Annotated in this window: 15 protein-coding genes; 9 read left to right on the top strand and 6 right to left on the bottom strand. The window is 42.1% G+C overall.

The genetic code is table 11. The features are described 5' to 3' along the window. The first annotated feature begins 8 nt into the window (after nucleotides 1–8). Complete coding sequence (locus F957_RS17085) at nucleotides 9–725, top strand: glycerophosphodiester phosphodiesterase (RefSeq protein ID WP_016540653.1); 717 nt, start codon at nucleotides 9–11, stop codon at nucleotides 723–725. A 31-nt stretch (nucleotides 726–756) separates the two neighbouring features. Here F957_RS17085 and F957_RS17090 read toward each other — a convergent pair whose 3' ends face one another. Further along, nucleotides 757–1,284 carry an META domain-containing protein gene (locus tag F957_RS17090; protein ID WP_016540654.1) on the bottom strand — a complete coding sequence of 176 codons (528 nt, stop codon included), beginning with the start codon at nucleotides 1,282–1,284 and terminating at the stop codon, nucleotides 757–759. Nucleotides 1,285–1,495: 211 nt separating this feature from the next. Between F957_RS17090 and F957_RS17095 the strand changes: the two genes are divergently transcribed. From F957_RS17095 to F957_RS17105, 3 genes are all read left to right on the top strand, one after another. After that, nucleotides 1,496–2,665, top strand: coding sequence for an acyl-CoA desaturase (locus tag F957_RS17095; RefSeq protein WP_016540655.1), 1,170 nt, complete (start codon nucleotides 1,496–1,498; stop codon nucleotides 2,663–2,665). Between the two features lie 138 nt (nucleotides 2,666–2,803). Further along, nucleotides 2,804–4,246 carry a protein adenylyltransferase SelO gene (locus F957_RS17100; RefSeq protein WP_016540656.1) on the top strand — a complete coding sequence of 481 codons (1,443 nt, stop codon included), beginning with the start codon at nucleotides 2,804–2,806 and terminating at the stop codon, nucleotides 4,244–4,246. A gap of 12 nt (nucleotides 4,247–4,258) precedes the next feature. Beyond that, nucleotides 4,259–4,840 carry a L,D-transpeptidase family protein gene (locus tag F957_RS17105; protein WP_016540657.1) on the top strand — a complete coding sequence of 194 codons (582 nt, stop codon included), beginning with the start codon at nucleotides 4,259–4,261 and terminating at the stop codon, nucleotides 4,838–4,840. A gap of 586 nt (nucleotides 4,841–5,426) precedes the next feature. Here F957_RS17105 and F957_RS17110 read toward each other — a convergent pair. Beyond that, nucleotides 5,427–6,113, bottom strand: coding sequence for a response regulator (locus F957_RS17110; RefSeq protein WP_004652437.1), 687 nt, complete (start codon nucleotides 6,111–6,113; stop codon nucleotides 5,427–5,429). A 46-nt stretch (nucleotides 6,114–6,159) separates the two neighbouring features. Then, nucleotides 6,160–7,833, bottom strand: a complete 1,674-nt coding sequence (gene baeS / locus F957_RS17115; protein ID WP_016540658.1) for a sensor histidine kinase efflux regulator BaeS — start codon at nucleotides 7,831–7,833, stop codon at nucleotides 6,160–6,162. A 131-nt stretch (nucleotides 7,834–7,964) separates the two neighbouring features. Between baeS and F957_RS17120 the strand changes: the two genes are divergently transcribed. The 4 genes from F957_RS17120 to F957_RS17135 all read left to right on the top strand — a co-directional run bounded on the left by F957_RS17120 (nucleotide 7,965) and on the right by F957_RS17135 (nucleotide 13,017). After that, complete coding sequence (locus F957_RS17120) at nucleotides 7,965–8,339, top strand: hypothetical protein (RefSeq protein ID WP_016540659.1); 375 nt, start codon at nucleotides 7,965–7,967, stop codon at nucleotides 8,337–8,339. A gap of 311 nt (nucleotides 8,340–8,650) precedes the next feature. Then, entirely contained in the window at nucleotides 8,651–10,453 is a 1,803-nt protein-coding gene (locus tag F957_RS17125; protein WP_016540661.1) for an acyl-CoA dehydrogenase C-terminal domain-containing protein, read from the top strand. Nucleotides 10,454–10,615: 162 nt separating this feature from the next. Further along, nucleotides 10,616–12,397 carry an acyl-CoA dehydrogenase C-terminal domain-containing protein gene (locus F957_RS17130; protein ID WP_016540662.1) on the top strand — a complete coding sequence of 594 codons (1,782 nt, stop codon included), beginning with the start codon at nucleotides 10,616–10,618 and terminating at the stop codon, nucleotides 12,395–12,397. 122 nt (nucleotides 12,398–12,519) lie between these two features. Beyond that, complete coding sequence (locus F957_RS17135) at nucleotides 12,520–13,017, top strand: phosphate-starvation-inducible protein PsiE (protein WP_016540663.1); 498 nt, start codon at nucleotides 12,520–12,522, stop codon at nucleotides 13,015–13,017. A gap of 41 nt (nucleotides 13,018–13,058) precedes the next feature. Here F957_RS17135 and F957_RS17140 read toward each other — a convergent pair whose 3' ends face one another. Together F957_RS17140 and F957_RS17145 are read right to left on the bottom strand one after the other, a co-directional pair. Then, the gene (locus F957_RS17140) at nucleotides 13,059–13,430 is read right to left on the bottom strand and encodes an RcnB family protein (RefSeq protein ID WP_016660161.1); all 372 of its coding nucleotides are present in this window, start codon (nucleotides 13,428–13,430) and stop codon (nucleotides 13,059–13,061) included. Between the two features lie 153 nt (nucleotides 13,431–13,583). After that, nucleotides 13,584–14,075 (bottom strand): RcnB family protein, encoded by a 492-nt coding sequence (locus F957_RS17145; protein ID WP_016540665.1) that lies wholly within the window; start codon nucleotides 14,073–14,075, stop codon nucleotides 13,584–13,586. 179 nt (nucleotides 14,076–14,254) lie between these two features. On the opposite strand from F957_RS17145, the gene F957_RS17150 reads away from it, so the two are divergent. Continuing rightward, entirely contained in the window at nucleotides 14,255–14,692 is a 438-nt protein-coding gene (locus F957_RS17150) for a hypothetical protein (protein WP_016660160.1), read from the top strand. Nucleotides 14,693–14,776: 84 nt separating this feature from the next. Here F957_RS17150 and F957_RS17155 read toward each other — a convergent pair whose 3' ends face one another. Then, nucleotides 14,777–15,586, bottom strand: coding sequence for a hypothetical protein (locus tag F957_RS17155; protein ID WP_016540667.1), 810 nt, complete (start codon nucleotides 15,584–15,586; stop codon nucleotides 14,777–14,779). Between the last annotated feature and the right edge of the window lie 89 nt (nucleotides 15,587–15,675).

Below are 15,675 nucleotides of genomic sequence, written 5' to 3'. Positions count from 1 at the left end.
AGATAAAGATGCGAATTATTGGTCATCGTGGTGCGCGTGGCGAAGCGCCTGAAAATACTTTAGGTGGATTCCGCTATCTGCATGATTTAGGTGTACGTGCCGTTGAATTTGATGTACGTCAACTAAAAGATGACCACTTGGTGGTGATTCATGATGATGATTTTGTACGCACCGCAGGTCGTTCACAACAAGTTGAAAACAGTAGCTTAGTTGAAGCCCAGCAATTCGATCATCGCCATCAATGGCAAGCATGGGCCTTTGAAGAGTATACCCCGAGCCTGCTACATGTTTTAGACTGTCTCACTGACTTTGAGCATATTGAAGTTGAGATTAAAGCGGTTGCAGATGAAGCTGCGGCTGAACGTTTGGTTCTGCAGTTACAACAAGATTTAAAAGGTTTTGAAACAACAGCGACCATTACCAGTTTTGATGTCAAAATCTTGGCTGCATTACAGCAACAACAGAGTTCGTTTAAACGTGGACTGTTGGTAGAAATCCCGATTGGTGAATATGCGATTGAACTGGCACAACAATATGAATGCTGTCAGATTGGTTGGGGAGATTTGCTGGCAACCGATGAGATTATTCAACGGACCCAACAAGCCAATCTTGCAATCAGTGTCTGGACGGTGAATGATGTTGTACGCGCCAAGCACCTACAACAACTTGGAATTCAAGGTTTAATTACCGATCTACCCAGTACCATGCTGCAACACTTAAAATAATAAAAAGGCGGAACTCATTCCGCCTTTTTTGTTATCTTTTTCGCTGTGCTTGAATCAAACGCTGCCCTTTGGCATCCAATAGGTATAAGTTGGTACCCTCCAACTGAAAACGTTCAACACGCTGTATCGCATCCATCAAGTCTGCTTCTTGCGCCAACGCCTTATCACAACTTTGATGCTGTGCCATTACATCAAAATCCAGCTTGCCTTGAGCAAAATCATACTTATAGCGACCATAAATCTGATTACAGCCAGTGTGCCCCGCCACCATTTTTGAAACTGAATTGAGCGAAAAACTTGGATATTGATTAAAGAACAATGCACGTTTGCCCTGAATCGAGGTGATCTGCCATTCCACATCCTGAACCCCATCGGTGCTTTTACGCACTTGCATCGCCGGCGCTTGCGTTACACGCTTGGGCTGTAAGGTGTTTTTTTGTGGGGGCGTAGGTTGACTTTGGCATGCTGCGAGCAGGATACCAGCCGATAATATTAAAGTTTTGTTAAAAAATGCCTTCAAAGAAAAAATAGGATTTTTCACGGTAATTTGCTCAGACATTGATTTATTTCACCTTTTAATTCATTGATCAATCTTACAAATGAATTCTGTTACTGTTCTTCCGATACAACTGTAGAATAATGCTAGTGCTAATTGATTTGGACATGCTAATATCGGCGATAAAATAGCAATATATCGTCATGATTGGTTTTGCTATCTCGTTTAGTTTTATTATCTTGTACAAACAAGGTTTTTAGGAGCGCTGACGGATATGACTTCCGCCCCACTCAAAAAAGCACCCATTAACTGGACTGCTAGCATTACCTTAATTGGAACACCAATTGTTGCTGCCATTTTAATTCCTTTATACGCCTATTATTATGATTTTAGTGTAAGTGCATGGGTCAGTTTATTCTTCCTATTAGCACTGAGTAGTCTAGGAATTACCGCAGGTTATCACCGTCTTTGGGCACATCGTGCTTATGAGGCAGCCTTACCACTTAAAATTTTATTGATGATTGGCGGTACATTCGCAGTTCAAAACAGTATTTTGTTCTGGGCTTCAGGCCACCGTACCCATCACCGTCATGTTGATGATGTGGATGAAGACCCGTATTCAATCAAACGTGGCTTTTGGTATGCCCATCTTGGCTGGATGATCCGCGATCATTCTCCATCTAAACCAGATTTTAAAAATGCACCTGATTTGATGAATGACAAATTAGTGATGTTCCAACACAAATACTATGTACCGATGGTGATTGCAGTTCATGTTGGTGTATTGGGTGGTATTGGTTGGGCAACGGGTGATATCTGGGGCGTAATTTTACTTGGCGGTTTATTGCGTTTGATCATTAGCCATCACGTAACCTTCTTTATCAACTCACTGTGTCACATGTGGGGTAAACGTCCTTATACCGATGAAAACACGGCACGTGACAACTTTGTGTTGGCTATTTTCACTTGGGGTGAGGGTTATCACAATTACCATCACATCTTCCAATACGATTACCGTAATGGGGTGAAATGGTGGCAATATGACCCAACAAAATGGTTAATCTGGACCAGTTCTAAACTTGGTTTAGCGAAAAACTTACGTCGTATTCCAAGCTTTAATATCAAAAAAGCAGAGCTTGCGATGAAGTTTAAATATGCTGAACGCGACTTGGCGATTTATGGTCATGATGTCAATACTGACATCGTGCAAATGAAACAGCGTATTGCACAAGAATATGAAGCCTTTACCCATACCTTAAATGATTGGGCGAAGCTGAAAGAGCAAGAGCTTCAAGCAAAGAAAGCAGCGATGGCTGAGAAGATCCATCAAATGGATCACAAACTTAAAGTTGATTTCCAATTGCTTGAACATCGCTTAAGCCATCATCGTGAATGTTTAGAGACCTTGATGCGTAATATCAAAAAAGCGCCAGTTTCTGAATAAAAGATTGATAACTAAAAATGGTCTCAAGAGAGGCCATTTTTTATGCCTGTTTATCTAGCATTCCTTTCCCCTAACGATTCCCCATTTCACGTTGATATTTGCTATAGTCATGATTCAGCTCTCTCTGATGTTTCAGTTATGCAATTCAATCCCCGCTATGCTTCCCTCAATCCAAAGCTCTATCACCAACAGCAGCCAAGTCCATTGCGCGGTGCCAAAGCAGGTCATTTTAATGAAGCATTGGCTGATGAATTGCAATGGAGCGAAGAAGATAAAGCCAACTGGGTAGAAATCTGTAGCGGACAAAAAACCTTTGCTGAATTTCCCCCACTCGCCATGGTTTATGCTGGCCATCAGTTTGGACAATGGGCTGGACAGTTAGGAGATGGTCGTGGCTTATTGATTGCACAAATCCTAAATCAGCAAGGCGAAACGATTGATCTACATCTCAAAGGTGCAGGTTCAACCCCCTACTCGCGTATGGGTGATGGTCGTGCGGTGCTGCGTTCAGTGATTCGTGAATATTTAGCGGGACATGCATTAAATGCGCTTGGGGTTGCATCCAGCCATGCTGTGGGTTTTACCACCTCGACACAAGGTGTACAGCGCGAAACTCTAGAGCTGGGTGCGATGCTATTACGGACCTCAGAATGCCATATTCGTTTAGGGCATTTTGAATGGATCAATCAATATGCTCCTGAGCTATTAGCTGAATTCACGCAGAAATGTATTGAATGGCACTATCCAGAATGCCTGAAAGCTGAAAATCCAATTCTTGCATTTGCCCAAGCAGTGATTGAGCGAACCGCCATCATGATTGCCAAATGGCAATTGGTTGGTTTTGCTCATGGGGTGATGAATACCGACAATCTCAATATTACAGGTTCAACTCTGGATTTTGGCCCATATGGTTTTATGGAACGTTTCCGCCCCAATTGGATTAACAACCATTCCGATTACCAAGGTCGTTATACCTATCAAAACCAACCGAGTATCGGTCATTGGAATCTGTGGACATGGCTGAATAATTTAATTCCGTTGGCGAGCACAGAAAACAAAGAACAATTCAAACTCGATCTAGCAGCATGCTTAGAACGGTTTGAGCCGACCTTCTTACAATATTATGGTCAAGGCCTATGCCAAAAAATGGGGCTGCCAGAATTTCATAAAGACAGCCTAGATTGTAGTTTTGCCTTTCTTGGTATCATGCAAACCGAGCAGCTAGATTACACCCAAAGTTTTCTTCGTTTACAGCAACAGGATTACAAAGCATTAAGAGATGACTGCATCCATATACAACAGTTTGATGACTTCCTGATACGCTATCAAAATATTCGACAGCATCAAGATATAGATCAATTGAATCAAACCATGCAACAGGTTAATCCACAGTATATTCTACGCAATCACATGGCACAGAAAGCCATTGAACTCGCGGAGCGTGGTGACTTTAGTGAGGTTGATCGTTTGTTTAAGCTGCTGAATCAACCTTATCAAAAACAAGCTGATTTAGAAACAGAAGCAGATACTGCACCATTGCCAAGCGATGTGCCTGAAATTTCTGTCAGTTGTTCATCTTAGAAGAAAAAATCTATGAAAATTGGGCGAATGATTGGATGTGCAATTTTAATCCTGTTATTGGGACTGGCTTATTTCCAGTATGGCAAGTTCATCCCAACCGTGGGAGCAGCACATCAGCCTCTTTCAGCCCATGAAATACAACAGCTTCAACAAAACAAACCCGTGACCTCAATTGAAGTGTTTAAAAGCCAGCGCATTTTACAATTGAAACATCAACAGGAAGTCATTCGCAGTTATCCAATGCGTCTAGGCTTTGATCCGATCGGACACAAACAGTTTGAAGGCGATGGCAAAACACCTGAAGGGACTTATTCTATCGATTGGCGAAATCCTCAAAGCGCTTATTATAAATCTTTGCACATTTCCTATCCGAATAAACAAGATAGCGCTTATGCCCAACAGCAAGGCCAATCTGCTGGCGGTAATGTAATGATTCACGGTACTGTGCCAACACGAGCCACCTCCGTTCCTACAAGTGCAACTTATCTGCCTCGTAAAGACTGGACATTGGGTTGTATCGCGGTAACCAATTCTGATATGGATGAAATATGGCAATTGGTCAAGGATCACACCCCTATTATCATTCATCCATAAAGGGACTCGTATTCAGGACAACTTTTGCGGATAAAGGCGATGATCAAACTGCACAAGGCTTATGCAGAGGATAAGTTTATCATCTGAAATCAGTCACAGTTCACCGTCACAACTCCTCACAAGCAATTGTAAAGTAATGTAAAAATATTTTGCTTATAAAAAGCGGATACCGAAGTTATCACCAGAAAAGAAGATAATTTCAACAAAAGCTTTGCGAAACTATCCACATTTTCTGTGGATAACGCTGTGGTTATCCACAGGATAAAACTTTTTCCAACACTTCATCCCTTACCATCATCAAAACTCACCTCATGTCAGCCTCTCTATACGAAGGAAAAGAGATGTAGAAACTATCCACATTTTCTTGGATATGAACTGCGACTATAGCAGTGCAAGGCGTTGTAGCAGCGCAAGGGCTATTCACAGGATAAAACTTTTTGCAGTGCTTCGCTCATTGTCCTCACTAAGTTCCATCTTATTTCAGTTTCTCTATCCGCAGAAAAACGATGCGCTCTTTAAGTAAAACTCATTCCATATAGAGATCAGTTAAAGCTAAAGCAGCGCAAGATCGAATAAGATAACGCAGTTATTCATCTGGATATTCAAAACGATACCCGACGCCATACACTGCCTGAATCCATTCATGGCGATTACCTGTATCCGCTGCCTCTGAAATCTTACGGCGTAGGTTTTTAATATGGCTGTCGATTACACGATCCGCCACATCAAAACTGTCTGGATTAATATGGTCAAGTAGCTGCGCACGAGAGTAAACCTGACCTAAGTGCTCCAAGAATAACTCTAATAAACGAAACTCGGTTGGGGTTAAGGTCAATGCCTTTTGTTGATACCAAATTCGTTGCTGCGCTTTATCAATACGGAATAAATCATTTTGTTCAGGCTCTGCTTTACGCTCTAAACGACGTAATACCGCTTGTACACGGGCGACCAATTCTTTGGGACTGAATGGCTTACAGATATAGTCATCTGCTCCCATATTCAAACCTAAAACACGATCAATTTCTTCAGTACGAGCCGTGACCATAATAATCGGTAAATCAGACTGTTCACGGACTTTTCGGCAAATGGTCAAGCCATCCATGCGTGGCACCATCAAGTCCAAAATCATCAAACTCGGTTTACGTTGCTGAAACTGGGTATACGCATCCTGACCATCATGAAACATGCTGACTTCAAAACCAGCAGCTTCTAAATAGTCACGAACCAACTGCGCGAGTTCAACCTCATCTTCAACCAACATAATATGTTTCATGGTTTTCATCCTATCCATCATCCTCAACACAAGAGGATCTAAAAAGTTATTGAATTGATTTTGGGAAAGTTAGGACACAACGTAATCCGCCTAATGGTGAGTGCTCAAAAGTCAGTGAACCACCTAAAGCTTGTGCCAACTTACATGACAAGGCCAAACCTAGACCTGTGCCCCCTGTGCTACGGGTACGCGAATCATCGACACGATAGAAGCGCTCGCCTAAACGTGCCAATTGCTCATCATTTACGCCCAATGGACTATCATCTACATACATTATCCATTGTTGCTCATCTTGTTGAGTGTGAATCTGTATTTTTCCACCTTGTTCGGTGTAACGAACACAGTTACCTAATAGATTGACGATAATCTGTTTAAAGCGATCCCGATCTAAAGATAGGATTGCCCCTTCTCCGGACAAGGTCACTTCAAGCTGGTTTTGTTCAAATGTCGATTTGAAATTTTCAACTTCTTGTAGCACCACATCCCACGGATTAACTTCAGCAAAATAGCATTTCAACTGTTGGGCATCGGCTTGTGCGAGGTCAGCGAGATCTTGGGTTAACTTCTTCAAAGTACTGACCTGACGCATCATGGCATTGAGATGCTCTGGTGTGGCTTTACGAATCCCATCCTGCATCGCTTCGATCTGTGCCTGCAACACAGCCAATGGGGTCTTCAATTCATGTGAGGTATCGGATACCCATTGACGGCGAGATTCTTCATGTTGATGTAAAATATCAGCCAAATGGTTCAATTGATTAGACAAATCACCCAGCTCATCATTGCGCTTAATCATCACTTGATGTTGATAATTGCCACGAGTTAATTCCAAGGTGGCTTTTAATAAACGTTGAATCGGCTTCTTAAAATAGGTCGCCATCAGTAATGCCGCAACCAAACTGGAAAGTACCGTTAAGGCATAGACTAATAGCAAATAACGCTTTTGATTACTAAAAAAATTGATACTGGAGGCATCATCTTGATCCAGTACTGGCTTTAATCCGAGATAACCGACCACCTTCTCGTCAACGACAATTGGTCGGAACGAAATTTGATCAGTCGCAGGTTCCCCCACAATAAACTGCTGATTTTCATCGTATAAAGACAGTCGTGAGCTTAAACCTAAACGATCAGGAATCGAGACAAAGCGCTTTTTGCCCTGTTCAACAGGTGCAGTATTGAGTTTGCTGTCTTGTTTATCTTCTTTGCTATCTGTCTTTAAACGAAACTGACGTGGACTCAAAGGAAAACGTAAGCCTTCAAAGGGTTGATATTCCGATGGTAAATTTTGTTTGAGGATTTTTAATTCTTCATCATTAAAAATCTGCCGATTTTTGATCTCGACATTATTTTGTGCCAGCGTTGGAGACAGACTGAGTAAGGTATGGTCATTAAAATAACGTTGTTGTAAGGCAATATCATACTGACGGCGCAACCACCACTGGGACAAACGGTCATAGTCATCTGGTGCTGCGGTCCCTTCAATTTGCAGAATCTGCGCCTGAATGGCATTGCCCCAGTCATGATAAACCGTATAGACGTTGCCTAAATTGGCAATCAAACGGTCTAGCTTCTGCATTTCTACATCGGCAACATAACGTGCAAAGTTCTTTTGCATAGTCCAATGCAAAATCCCCAAGCTAATCGTTGCGATCAACAAGGTGGTCAGTAATACCGTTAAAAACAGGCGTAAGGCTAAGGGCACGCGGCGAACATTCAAAAGCAGACTCTCAATAGTGTTCTATTTGTGGATTGTAACCAACATGGTCGAAAAAAACTCTCCATTGTTTCTTCATCTTTATTATCTAATCTTTAACCATCAAATCACAACTGATCACGCTGGATAAAACAATGAACAAGACAAAAATCGTATTGATGACCACCCTATTCGGTTCTGTTTTAGGTTTGGCTGCCTGCCAGTCAACCACACCAGCGGAACAGTCAATGGATCGTGACCATCACCGCCATAATATGCAACGTGCGCCACTTACACCAGAACAACGTGCTGAATGGCAAGCCAAACGTGAACAGCGTTTAGAGCAACGCGAACAAATGCGCCAAGAACATCAAGCACAACGTGCCCAGATTGAGCAAGCCTGTCAAGGAAAGCGGATTGGAGAACGCGTGAATGTTCAATGGAATAAGCGTGTAATTGAAGGCACCTGTGAAGTTCGTTTTACCCCAGACAAATCACAGTTCAAACGCCAAGCTAACGCAAGCACTTAATTTCCCTGTTCCTCATCGGCGCTTTTAAAGCGCCTTTTTTTATGACCAAAGCATATTGATTTTTAAGTACACAGCTGCTTACGATTTTGCCTCGGCAGTTTCACTCAAAAGCCTAAAAAGCACCTACAATCTAAACGCTTAAACAGGTTGAACCATAAACTTTGACTTCACAGTCACTAAGAAATGACCTGTAAAAGCTTGTACCGAACTATAACTTGTTGCACGATTAGCAGTACAAAATGGTGCTGTTGGGCACATTTATCATTGACTAAGATTATAACTCTGGTTTAACCAGTATTGAGGAACCCGCTATGCCACAATACAAAGCACCCTTACGTGATATGCAGTTCGTATTGCACGAATTATTAAATGCTGAAGCACATTACGCGAAACTTCCTGCATTTCAAGACACTGTAAGCCGTGAATTGGTTGATCAATATTTAGAAGCAGCGGCTGATTTCTGCGAAAATGAACTTTCTCCTTTAAACCAAGTCGGCGACCGTGAAGGTTGTATTTGGAATGACGGTGTTGTAACAACACCTACAGGCTTTAAAGAAGCGTATCAAAAATATATCGAACTTGGCTTCCCATCTCTTTCTGCTGATGAAGAATTTGGCGGTCAAGCATTACCAAACTCTTTAGGGATCTCTATCTCTGAAATGGTGGGTACTGCAAACTGGTCATGGGGTATGTACCCTGGTCTTTCTCACGGTGCTGTTCGTACTTTAGAACATCACGGTTCTGATGAGCAAAAGAACACTTACTTGCCAAACCTTGTTTCAGGTGTTTGGACAGGGACCATGTGCTTAACTGAATCTCATGCTGGTTCTGACCTTGGTATTATCCGTTCTAAAGCTGAACCAAATGCTGATGGCAGCTATGCAATCTCTGGCGAGAAAATCTTTATCTCTGCCGGTGAACACGACATGGCTGACAATATCATCCATATCGTACTTGCACGTTTACCAGGTGCGCCAAAAGGTACGAAAGGGATCTCTTTATTCATCGTGCCTAAGTTCCATGTGAATGCTGACGGTTCTATCGGCGAGCGTAATGCGGTTCGTTGTGGTTCAATCGAACACAAAATGGGGATCCATGGTAACGCAACGTGTGTCATTAACTTTGACCAAGCAAAAGGTTATTTGATCGGACCTGAAAACCGTGGTTTAAACTGTATGTTCACCTTCATGAACACAGCACGTATCGGTACAGCGGTTCAAGGTTTATCTGCATCTGAATCTTCTTTCCAAGGCGCTCTAGCGTATGCGAAAGATCGTTTGGCAATGCGCTCTCTTTCTGGTCCTAAAGCACCTGAAAAAGAAGCTGATCCAATCATCGTTCACCCAGCTGTCCGTAACATGCTTTTAACGCAAAAATCATTTGCTGAAGGCGGTCGTGCGTTGGTTTACTTATTGGCTCAATATGCAGATATCGTTGAAAAAGGCGAAACTGAAGAAGAGCGTAAGTTTGCTGACAACATTTTGTCTTTGTTAACGCCAATCGCAAAAGCATTCTTAACTGAGACGGGTTCTGAATCTGCGAAGCACGGTGTACAGGTATTTGGCGGTCACGGTTTCATTTCTGAACACGGTATGGAGCAAATCGTACGTGATACACGTATTGCTTGCTTATACGAAGGTACTACTGAGATTCAAGCACTTGACTTGTTAGGTCGTAAAGTCTTGCAAACTCAAGGTGCAATGTTGAAAGACTTCACCAAGATCATCCATAAATTTGTTGAAGCAAACAAAGACAATGCTGCTATGCAAGAGTTCATTGCGCCATTGGCTGCTGCCAACAAAGAATGGGGCGACATCACCATGCAAATCGGTATGCGTGCAATGCAAAACCCGGATGAAGTGGGCGCAGCTGCGGTTGACTACCTATACTTCTCTGGTTATGTCACGCTTGCTTACTTATGGGCACGTATGGCACTTGTTGCGCAAGAGAAATTGGCTGAAGGTTCAACTGAAGTTGACTTCTACAATGCAAAAGTGACCACTGCTCGCTTCTACTTCAAGAAAATCTTGCCACGTGTTCGCTCACATGTAGACGTACTTTCAACTGGCGTTGCGCCATTGTTTGAACTTGATGCGGAACACTTCGCTTTCTAAACATAGTTTAGAATGAGATGCAACGTTCATCACAGAAAAAGGACTGGTCAGTTTTGACCGTCCTTTTTTTGTTTAATCAATGCTAAATTTATACGATTCAATTTATTTGTTCGTTTTATTTGATCACTTTGCACATCAAGCTGTGCGTAGAAGGGAACGATTATGCCAATTTACAATGCGCCTTTAGCAGACATGAAATTCATCTTAAATGATGTATTTAAAGCAGAACAATTTTGGCAGTCTAATGAGAAACTTGCTCATGTAGATGCCGCAACAGCTGAAGCAATTTTAGAAGAAATGGCGAAGTTTGCCCAAAACGTGACACATCCGTTAAACCGTACGGGTGATGAAGAAGGCGCACGTTGGGAAAATGGTGAAGTTTTCACCCCAGCAGGTTTTAAAGAAGCATTCCGTCAATACGCTGATGGTGGTTGGATCGGCTTAGGTGCTGATGAAGAATGGGGCGGTCAGGCAATGCCAAAAATGCTGACTGTATTGTCTGATGAAATGTTATTCGCGACCAATCCATCATTCATGCTCTACCCACTGCTTTCTGTGGGTGCTGGTATGGCCTTAAACAGCTATGCATCACAAGAGCAAAAAGAAACTTATTTACCTAAAATCTACTCTGGCGAATGGTCAGGCACCATGTGCTTAACTGAACCCCATGCAGGTACAGATTTAGGCATTATCAAAACTAAAGCTGAACCTAATGAAGATGGTACGTATAACATTACGGGTACTAAAATCTTCATCACGGGTGGTGATAATGATCTTGCTGAAAACATCATTCATCTTGTGCTTGCCAAGACACCTGATGCGCCTGCGGGTTCACGTGGTATTTCGTTATTCATCGTTCCAAAGTTCCTGTTAAATGAAGACGGTTCTTTAGGTGAGCGCAATCCAGTTGGCCCAGGTTCTATCGAACACAAGATGGGGATTAAAGCTTCTGCAACTTGCGTGATGAACTTTGATGGTGCCAAAGGTTACCTCGTGGGTAAAGAAAACGAAGGCCTTGCTGCAATGTTCGTAATGATGAACTACGAACGTTTATCAATGGGTATCCAAGGTCTCGGTGCTTCTGAATTTGCGTACCAAAATGCAGCACAATACGCGACTGACCGTTTACAAGGCCGTAGCGCAGCAGGTGTTCAATCACCAAACAAACCAGCAGACAGTATTTTAGTGCATGGTGATGTACGTCGTATGTTGCTCAATGTACGTGCCAATAACGAAGCTTCTCGTGCATTTGCAGTTTACGTAGGTCAACAACTGGATATCACCAAGTTCTCGACTGATGCAGAAGCAGTGAAGAAAGCCAATGACCGTGTTGCGCTGTTAACGCCTATCGCAAAAGCTTATCTCACTGATACGGCTTTCCAAGCAACCTTAGATGCACAAATGGTGTTTGGTGGTCACGGTTATATCCGTGAATGGGGTATGGAACAATGTATCCGTGACCTTCGTATTGCTCAAATTTACGAAGGAACCAATGGCGTTCAGTCTCAAGATTTAATTGGTCGTAAAACCATTAAATGTGGTGGCGCATTCATTGCTGAGTACATCACTGAAATCCGTGACTTTGCCAATGATCTAGATACAGACTTAAACTTCATTAAAGATGCAACGTTAGACGCTGCAACTGAAATCGAAGCCATCACGCAGTTCATTATTGAGCAAGCGGCTGAAAACGTAGATTTCCCAAATGCTGCTGCGGTTGATTACTTGCATGCAGTCGGCTTACTCAGCTTCGCCTATATGTTTGCAAAAATCGCGGCTGCTGCAAAAGACAAGTCTGGTGATTTCTACCAAAACAAAGTTGCATTAGCACAATACTTTGTAGACCGTATTTTGCCTGAATTAGATGCGCGTTTAGCGAAAATCAAAGCAGGTTCTGACTTGATCATGAACTTCAGCGAAGATTACTTCACAAACCAAGCTTAATTTTGGCGTGATGTTAAAAACTGCCTCAATCATTTGGTTGAGGCAGTTTTTTTATCGCTATAATAAAGTCAGCATAAAACTTGCATAACATTCTAATGATCATGTTGAGAATATAAATCTCTATGTCGAACTCTAAAGAGAAACTTGAAGGCTTACCCCGCCTATTTGACCGTTTCGGGCACTACGCGGTTGAAGCCTTTCATTATTTAGCCCTATTTATTATCGGCTGTATGATTGCATGGTCAGCCGTGCATACCGTGATTGAAATCCTAACGGTAAAACAGTACGCCACCATTGATGACATCTTACTGTTATTTATCTATTTAGAATTAGGTGCCATGGTCGGGATTTATTTCAAGACCAATCACATGCCCGTACGCTTTTTGATTTATGTCGCAATTACCGCACTCACCCGTCTATTGATTGCTGATATTCAGCATAATCATAAAGCCTCTATGGATTTGGTGATTACCACAGGTTCGATCCTAATTTTAGCGGTGGCAATTTTGGTGGTGCGTTTTGCTTCGTGGAACTACCCGTCTGTGATTCGAGGTAAAGATCAAGAACAACAATTGCCTTCCAATAAAACCCCTCGACCACAAGATGACGAACTGGCATAAATAAAAAAGCAGGCGGATCGCCTGCTGTGTTCATGCATCTGTTATGCAACTCGGAAGACACGATATTTCGAGTCCACCAACACATATTTGCCTTGTACCTGCATCCAGTTATAACCGCGAGGTGGTTCATATAAACGATGGGTACGATAGTTCGAAACTACATAACGGTTACTACGAAATTCTGAAGGTAAGCGCTCGCCACGTTTAAAATTAATGCGCTGACCATAATGATTACCACGATCACCATTTGACCAACGCGGCTGCTCACGATGATCGTAACGGTGGTCATAACGATCATAGCGGTTGTCGTAGCGATCTTTATGATCATGATTCCAACGGTTTGAATCCGCCATAGCTGAAGCAGAAACACCCAACATAAGCGTTGATACCAATAATACTACGGTCTTTTTCATTGTTTGATCCTCTGTTTTTCGATCTGAAATCAGATTAAGAAAAACTCAAGGAGAAAGCATGAATAAAACCCACGACATTGCAAAGCTTTGTAATGAATAGCGAGAAATTATGGAGAATCCTCGAGAGATTAAATTTTAAAAAACCATCAAAAATCAGCGAATAATCTCAATGGTAAAATTATCATCGGTCACCAAAAGATAACGTCCATCCACGACCACCCAGTGCCGACCCTGCGGTGGTTCACGTAAGGAATAATAGTCCCAGTCTCGAATCACATAGCGCTCGCTCCGAAACTCACCAGGTAATTCATTGCCAATCACAAAAGACTCACGGCGATAGCTACTGTCATATTGTGTGTCTGGATAATATTCGACACGAACACCCGGTCGATGATTCGGATGAGGATAGTAATTATTTTGATTGGGTTGATAGTAGTAACCTTTCGGTGGCGCTGTCGGTGTATAACGCTGATTCGAAAAAGCGAATGGATCTTGTGTAGGTTGCTGATAGGAAGGTGAAGTCTGATGATAAGAACGACGTTCTACCCCACTATAGCCGCTCCAAGCATTGTCCGCATAGCTCATCACTGGGAGATAGCTCAATACAGCCGCCAAGCCATAAATATAAGGTTGAAATTGCTTCATCGTGATCTCCCTAAAAGCAGCGTATCTGTCTATTTTAGAATAAAAAATAAGCACAACTGTTGTAATAATATTTTTTCAGATCAACTGCTGAATTACACAGATAAACAGCAGCGAGCTCCAGCTCTGCCGAGATATGCTAAAATCAATTTTTTGGTTTTAAGGCAACATCTGTGGCTGAAATGAATTTTGATCGTCTCTATCAATTCTTCTGTAAAGTGCCAAGTGTACAAGAAGCGCGTATTGTTGCGCATGGTGCAGATGGTCAGCATGCATGGTGGTTTAAATTTAATATTGATGTTGAGCATCCGTTGGCATGGCAAACCGTTCAAGAACTTGGGCATGTACTCAATTATTTATCCACCAATGAACGTTTACCGACCCAGTTCTTCCCAGTGTCTCCACCGCCCTATATGAACGGTGAAGCCAAAGATTTCTTGGCTTGGGTGATCCAATGTAACCATCCAGAATTCACGCCTGATGTGGTCTGTGACTGGCTGGAGGCACGACTGCCAAGCCCAGTCGATGATGAAGCTCAGTGGAAAATCAAAACAGATTTAAGTGAACTCGATCAGATGGCCGATAAAGATTTAGATCAATTAATCCCGCCAAGCCCTTAATTTTTTTATTGATGATGTAGGTCTTTCAACAAGCTGAATAGCAAACAAAGGTTCACATTCAGCTTGTTGAGCTCACCTTCTAAATCAGGATAAGTCATAACCCAAATATTCTTGTGGCGATTCCGAATAAGGTAAAAGCAGATGATTATTTTTTAAAATCAGGTCTTTCATTGCCTTTTGATGAGCGGAATCTAAAGGATAAATCAAAGCAATATCCTGCATTAAATCTTCAATCTTTTCGGCATTAAAATCTGCTGTTTTAATCCATCCTAATAACGCGGCTCCGAGTCCGATAAACTCAAAACCATAGTGCTGGATTTTTTGAATCAGTGCATAGTTCTCAAAGGGATCAAAATCACAGGAAAAATAACCATTCGGCAGCATCGCTAGTTTCAATGCTTCGGTTTCAATATCCGCGACTTTAACTTCAATGACACTGTCCAGAGAAATCAATAAATGTTGATTGAAATAAAGCAATGCTTCTAAATCATTTTCATCATAATGCTGCATTTTTTCAGCCAGGCTTTCAAAGCGCTGCTGCTGTGCAGGATCATTCAACTGTTGAAGATAATGCTGCAATTGCTTTGGAACACAGACATTTTGATAGCTTTGCTCCCAGCTTGGATCACCAACCTCAATCCCGTTCAGATCATCACTAAAGTCCACATACAAACGGTCATCCTCGACCGCATGCATCGAGGTATATTTTGCCTGTGCGGCATCATCCAAAACCAAAAACACTTTTTTAGGATAAACATCCTGTTTTAGAGCAAGATAGCATTCCAAGAGTTCTGCCCAACTCTGAATTTCAACAATATCGGCATAATGATTGAGTTGATGTACATCTAAATCAATCTGCTCATCCCGTCTAATAGTCAGTTTAATTTTCGCCATTGTGTAAAACCCTCGTTATGCTCAATTAAAACGTCGATAAACCCGACCCTTCCCCAAAATATAAACACCCTATTTAACCTTATTAAAAG

The sequence above is a fragment of the Acinetobacter gyllenbergii CIP 110306 = MTCC 11365 genome (assembly GCF_000413855.1).
Taxonomy (GTDB): Bacteria; Pseudomonadota; Gammaproteobacteria; order Pseudomonadales; family Moraxellaceae; genus Acinetobacter; species Acinetobacter gyllenbergii.
Note: the sequence above shows the minus strand (reverse complement) of the source record. Positions and strands in the feature narration are given on the sequence as shown.

What these genes read in the sequence shown, in the direction of transcription:
- F957_RS17085 (WP_016540653.1), top strand. Translation starts at nt 9, where the DNA reads ATGCGAATTATTGGTCATCGTGGTGCGCGTGGCGAAGCGCCTGAAAAT.
- F957_RS17090 (WP_016540654.1), bottom strand. Translation starts at nt 1,284, where the DNA reads ATGTCTGAGCAAATTACCGTGAAAAATCCTATTTTTTCTTTGAAGGCA.
- F957_RS17095 (WP_016540655.1), top strand. Translation starts at nt 1,496, where the DNA reads ATGACTTCCGCCCCACTCAAAAAAGCACCCATTAACTGGACTGCTAGC.
- F957_RS17100 (WP_016540656.1), top strand. Translation starts at nt 2,804, where the DNA reads ATGCAATTCAATCCCCGCTATGCTTCCCTCAATCCAAAGCTCTATCAC.
- F957_RS17105 (WP_016540657.1), top strand. Translation starts at nt 4,259, where the DNA reads ATGAAAATTGGGCGAATGATTGGATGTGCAATTTTAATCCTGTTATTG.
- F957_RS17110 (WP_004652437.1), bottom strand. Translation starts at nt 6,113, where the DNA reads ATGAAACATATTATGTTGGTTGAAGATGAGGTTGAACTCGCGCAGTTG.
- F957_RS17120 (WP_016540659.1), top strand. Translation starts at nt 7,965, where the DNA reads ATGAACAAGACAAAAATCGTATTGATGACCACCCTATTCGGTTCTGTT.
- F957_RS17125 (WP_016540661.1), top strand. Translation starts at nt 8,651, where the DNA reads ATGCCACAATACAAAGCACCCTTACGTGATATGCAGTTCGTATTGCAC.
- F957_RS17130 (WP_016540662.1), top strand. Translation starts at nt 10,616, where the DNA reads ATGCCAATTTACAATGCGCCTTTAGCAGACATGAAATTCATCTTAAAT.
- F957_RS17135 (WP_016540663.1), top strand. Translation starts at nt 12,520, where the DNA reads ATGTCGAACTCTAAAGAGAAACTTGAAGGCTTACCCCGCCTATTTGAC.
- F957_RS17140 (WP_016660161.1), bottom strand. Translation starts at nt 13,430, where the DNA reads ATGAAAAAGACCGTAGTATTATTGGTATCAACGCTTATGTTGGGTGTT.
- F957_RS17145 (WP_016540665.1), bottom strand. Translation starts at nt 14,075, where the DNA reads ATGAAGCAATTTCAACCTTATATTTATGGCTTGGCGGCTGTATTGAGC.
- F957_RS17150 (WP_016660160.1), top strand. Translation starts at nt 14,255, where the DNA reads ATGAATTTTGATCGTCTCTATCAATTCTTCTGTAAAGTGCCAAGTGTA.
- F957_RS17155 (WP_016540667.1), bottom strand. Translation starts at nt 15,586, where the DNA reads ATGGCGAAAATTAAACTGACTATTAGACGGGATGAGCAGATTGATTTA.